The sequence below is a fragment of the Mycobacterium sp. genome (assembly GCF_035603715.1).
GTDB lineage: Bacteria > Actinomycetota > Actinomycetes > Mycobacteriales > Mycobacteriaceae > Mycobacterium.
The window spans coordinates 1-3,642 of sequence record NZ_DATNJW010000067.1 but is presented as its reverse complement, the minus strand read 5'-3'; the positions used below and the strand labels follow the sequence as shown (position 1 = coordinate 3,642).

4 protein-coding genes are annotated in these 3,642 nt (G+C 66.1%); 1 reads left to right on the top strand and 3 read right to left on the bottom strand.

The features are described from left to right. Positions 1–1,404 (bottom strand): acyl-CoA ligase FadD12 (gene fadD12, locus VN856_RS02730; RefSeq protein ID WP_325685904.1); only part of this gene is annotated, 1,404 nt, incomplete at its 3' end. 7 nt (positions 1,405–1,411) lie between these two features. Next, a complete protein-coding gene (locus VN856_RS02725; RefSeq protein WP_325685902.1) occupies positions 1,412–2,218 on the bottom strand; it encodes a 1-acyl-sn-glycerol-3-phosphate acyltransferase in 807 nt (268 codons plus the stop codon). Positions 2,219–2,306: 88 nt separating this feature from the next. Between VN856_RS02725 and VN856_RS02720 the strand changes: the two genes are divergently transcribed. Next, positions 2,307–3,089, top strand: a complete 783-nt coding sequence (locus tag VN856_RS02720; protein ID WP_325685900.1) for a crotonase/enoyl-CoA hydratase family protein — start codon at positions 2,307–2,309, stop codon at positions 3,087–3,089. 2 nt (positions 3,090–3,091) lie between these two features. Here the strand turns inward: VN856_RS02720 and VN856_RS02715 are convergent. Beyond that, positions 3,092–3,642 (bottom strand): aquaporin (locus VN856_RS02715; protein ID WP_325685897.1); only part of this gene is annotated, 551 nt, incomplete at its 5' end.

Genomic DNA, 3,642 nt, shown 5'->3' with positions numbered 1-3,642 from the left:
GTCGTCGACGCCCAGCACGGTGGCTTCGGCGACATCGGGGTGGATGGCCAGCGTCTTCTCCACCTCGATCGGGTAGACGTTCTCGCCACCGGACACGATCATCTCGTCGTCGCGCCCGACCACGTACAGTCGTCCGGCCTCGTCGAGTCGGCCGACGTCACCGGATGCCATGAAGCCGTCGTGAAAGCTCTTGCCCCCGCCGGACGTGTAACCGTCGAACCGATTGGTGTTGCGGACGAAGATCTGGCCGACCTCGCCGATGGGCACCGGGCGATGGTCGCTGTCGAGGATGCGAATCTCGGTGCCTATGGCGGGTTTTCCCGCAGTGTCCGGCGCCGCGCGCAGATCCGCCGGTGTCGCGGTGGCGATCATGCCGGCTTCGGTGGCGTTGTAGTTGTTGTAGAGGATGTCACCGAACTCGTCCATGAATTTCGTGACGACGTCGGGCCGCATCCGCGACCCGGACGCGGTGGCGAACCGTAGTGAGCGACCGCTGTAGCGGCGGCGCACGTCGTCGGGCAAGTCCATGATCCGGTCGAACATCACCGGCACCACGCACAGGCCGGTGGCCTGGTGACGGTCGATGAGTTCGAGGGTGGCTTCCGGGTCGAACTTGCGACGGGTGACCACTGTGCAGCCCATTGACGCGGCGAAGATCAACTGCGAGAAGCCCCAGGCATGGAACATCGGCGCGACCACCACCGTGGTTTCCTCGGTGTGCCACGGCACGCGATCCAGCATCGCTTTGAGCTCGGTCGTCCCACCACCGGAGTGCTTGGCGCCCTTGGGGTTACCGGTGGTACCCGAGGTCAGCAGGATCAGCCTGCCCTTGCGGCCGGTGTTGACGGGTCGCTGGCCGAGGTGCGTGGTGACCAATTTCTCGACGGTGGTGTCGTGGTTTTCCGGATGGTCGGTCCACCCAACGACGCGCGTGGTGTCGGGCTTGTCTGCCAGCGCGCGGTCAACCGAATCGGTGAACTCCTCGTCGTAGATCACCGCGTCCGCGCCCTCGCGGTTGACCACGTCGGCCAGTGCGGGGCCGGCGAACGATGTGTTGAGCAGCAGCACGTCGGCGCCGATTCGGTTGGCCGCGATCAACGACTCGACGAAACCGCGATGGTTGCGGCACATGATGGCCAGCACTTCCGGCGTTCCGCCGGGTAAAGCCTGCAGCGCCGCGGCCAATGCATCGGCACGCCGATCGAGTTGGCGGTAGCTCAAGGTGCCGAGTTCGTCGACCAGCGCGGGACGATTGGGACAGCGTTGTGCTGACATCCCGAATCCGCTTGTGACAGCAAGGCCTTCGCGACGGGCCACCGCGATGATTCGCAAATACTTATCCGGCCGCATGGGCGCGACGATTCCCGCGCGGACCATGGTGCCCAGCAGGCCGAGCGGTGCCATTGCGCTGCTAGCCGATGACCGGGAGGCGACGTTCTTTGGCCAGCCCGCTGAGCGCCTTTTGCATGACCTCTCGGACGTGGGCGTCGACCGCTTCGATGTCGGGCTCCTCGCCGAACTGGGCGATCACGTCGATCGGCTCGAGCACGTGCATAACGATCTTGGTCGGCAGCGGCACATTGACCGGCAGCACCGCGGACAGCCCGAACGGGAAGCCCACCGAGATCGGCAGGATCTTGGCCCGCATCAACTTGTCCAGCCGCAACGCCTTGGCCAGTCCCATCCCGCGGGACAGATAGAGCTGGCTTTCCTGTCCGCCGATGCCCACCGCCGGCACGATCGGAACGCCGGCGTTGATCGCCGCCCGCACGTATCCGGTGCGCCCGTCGAAGTCGATGACGTTCTCGGACAACGTCGGTCGGTAGACGTCGTAGTCACCGCCGGGGAACACCACCACGACACCGCCGGATCGCAGTGCCTCGTCGGCGTTTTCGTGGTTGGCGCGGATGAAGCCGGTGCGACGGAAGAATTCGCCGGTCGGCCCGGTGAAGATGATGTCGTGGCTCAGTGTGTACACGGGCCGGTCGTAGCCGAAGTGCTCGTAGAAGCCGGTCGCGAAGACCGGAACGTCCATCGCGAACAACCCGCCGGAGTGGTTGGCCACCACCAGCGCGCCGCCCGATGGGAAGGACTCCAGCCCGCGCACCTCGGCACGGTGGTAGCCCTTGATCAGCGGACGAATCCAGCCCATCACTCGTTCGGTGAGCCCGGGATCCCACTTGTTCATCTCGCTGGGTTCGATATCCGTAGCAGCCATTTGGCTGTGATGCTAGCCGAGCTACAACGGGTGGATACCATCTCTCGACAGACACCCGTCATAAATCCAAAAGGAGCGTCACACCGTCGTGAGCACTGAAGAAGCCGCCAGCGAACCCGAAGTCCTCGTCGAACAGCGGGACCGGATTCTGATCATCACCATCAACCGGCCCAAGGCCAAGAACGCGGTCAACTCCGCGGTGTCGCATGGTCTGGCCGACGCGGTGGACCGGCTCGACGGAGACCCCGGACTTTCGGTGGGCATCGTGACCGGGGCGGGTGGAACGTTCTGCGCGGGCATGGACCTCAAGGCTTTTGCCCGCGGCGAGGTCCCCGTCGTCGAGGGCCGCGGGATGGGCTTCACCGAACGTGGGCCGGACAAGCCACTGATCGCCGCGGTCGAGGGCTACGCGTTGGCCGGCGGGACCGAGTTGGCCCTGGCCACCGACCTGATCGTGGCATCCAAGGACGCGTCGTTCGGCATTCCGGAGGTCAAGCGCGGCCTGGTGGCCGGCGGCGGCGGCCTGCTGCGGCTGCCTCAGCGCATCCCGCCCGCCATTGCCATGGAGTTGGCGCTGACCGGGGAAGCCTTCACCGCCGAACGCGCGCATGCCCTGGGCATGGTCAACGTGCTGGCCGAGCCCGGTGGCGCGCTGGCCGCGGCGATCGAGCTGGCCGAGCGGATCACCGCCAATGGTCCGCTGGCCGTGGCCGCCACCAAGCGGATCATCGTCGAATCCCGCGGCTGGACCCCGGACACCATGTTCGCCGAGCAGAACAGCATCCTGATGCCGGTGTTCTCGTCGAATGACGCCAAGGAAGGCGCCATCGCGTTCGCCGAGAAGCGGCCGGCCCGCTGGACCGGCACCTGAGCTCAGGCGGCCTGATCCTCCTCGGCGTCGGCACTGTCCTCGGCGGTGACCGGCCCGGTCACTCCCGCCGCGGCGTCGGTGGTGGGAACCGGTGCCAGTCCCGGTTCCGGGGTGCGCATCATCGCCGCACGCGCGTCCAGCACGTGGCCGATGAAGAAGTCGTAGAGCAGGATGCCGGACACTGCGCCGAACAGCGGGATGAATACCGGGATCCACCAGTAATTGGTCGTCAGCCCGTAGTCACCGGGCAGCGCCAATTTTCCCCAACCCTCGAGCCACGCGAACACCCGCGGACCGATTTCGCGGGCCGGGTTGAGCGCGTATCCGGCGTTGGTCCCATACGAGCAGCCGATCACGGCGATGATGAAGCCGATCAGCAGGGGCGCCAGGTTGCCGGCGGGCGCCTGGTTGCGATTGTCGATCAACGCCGCGATCAGCACGACGAGGATCGCGGTACCCACCAGCTGATCGACCACCGGCCCGAGGTAGCCGCCGTGGAAATACTGGGCGGGAGAGGTTGCGAAAATTCCGTAGGTATCCATCGCGTCCGCTC

Bases quoted from the DNA above. Each gene is read 5' to 3' on its own strand.
- VN856_RS02725 (WP_325685902.1), bottom strand. From the start codon at position 2,218: ATGGCTGCTACGGATATCGAACCCAGCGAGATGAACAAGTGGGATCCC.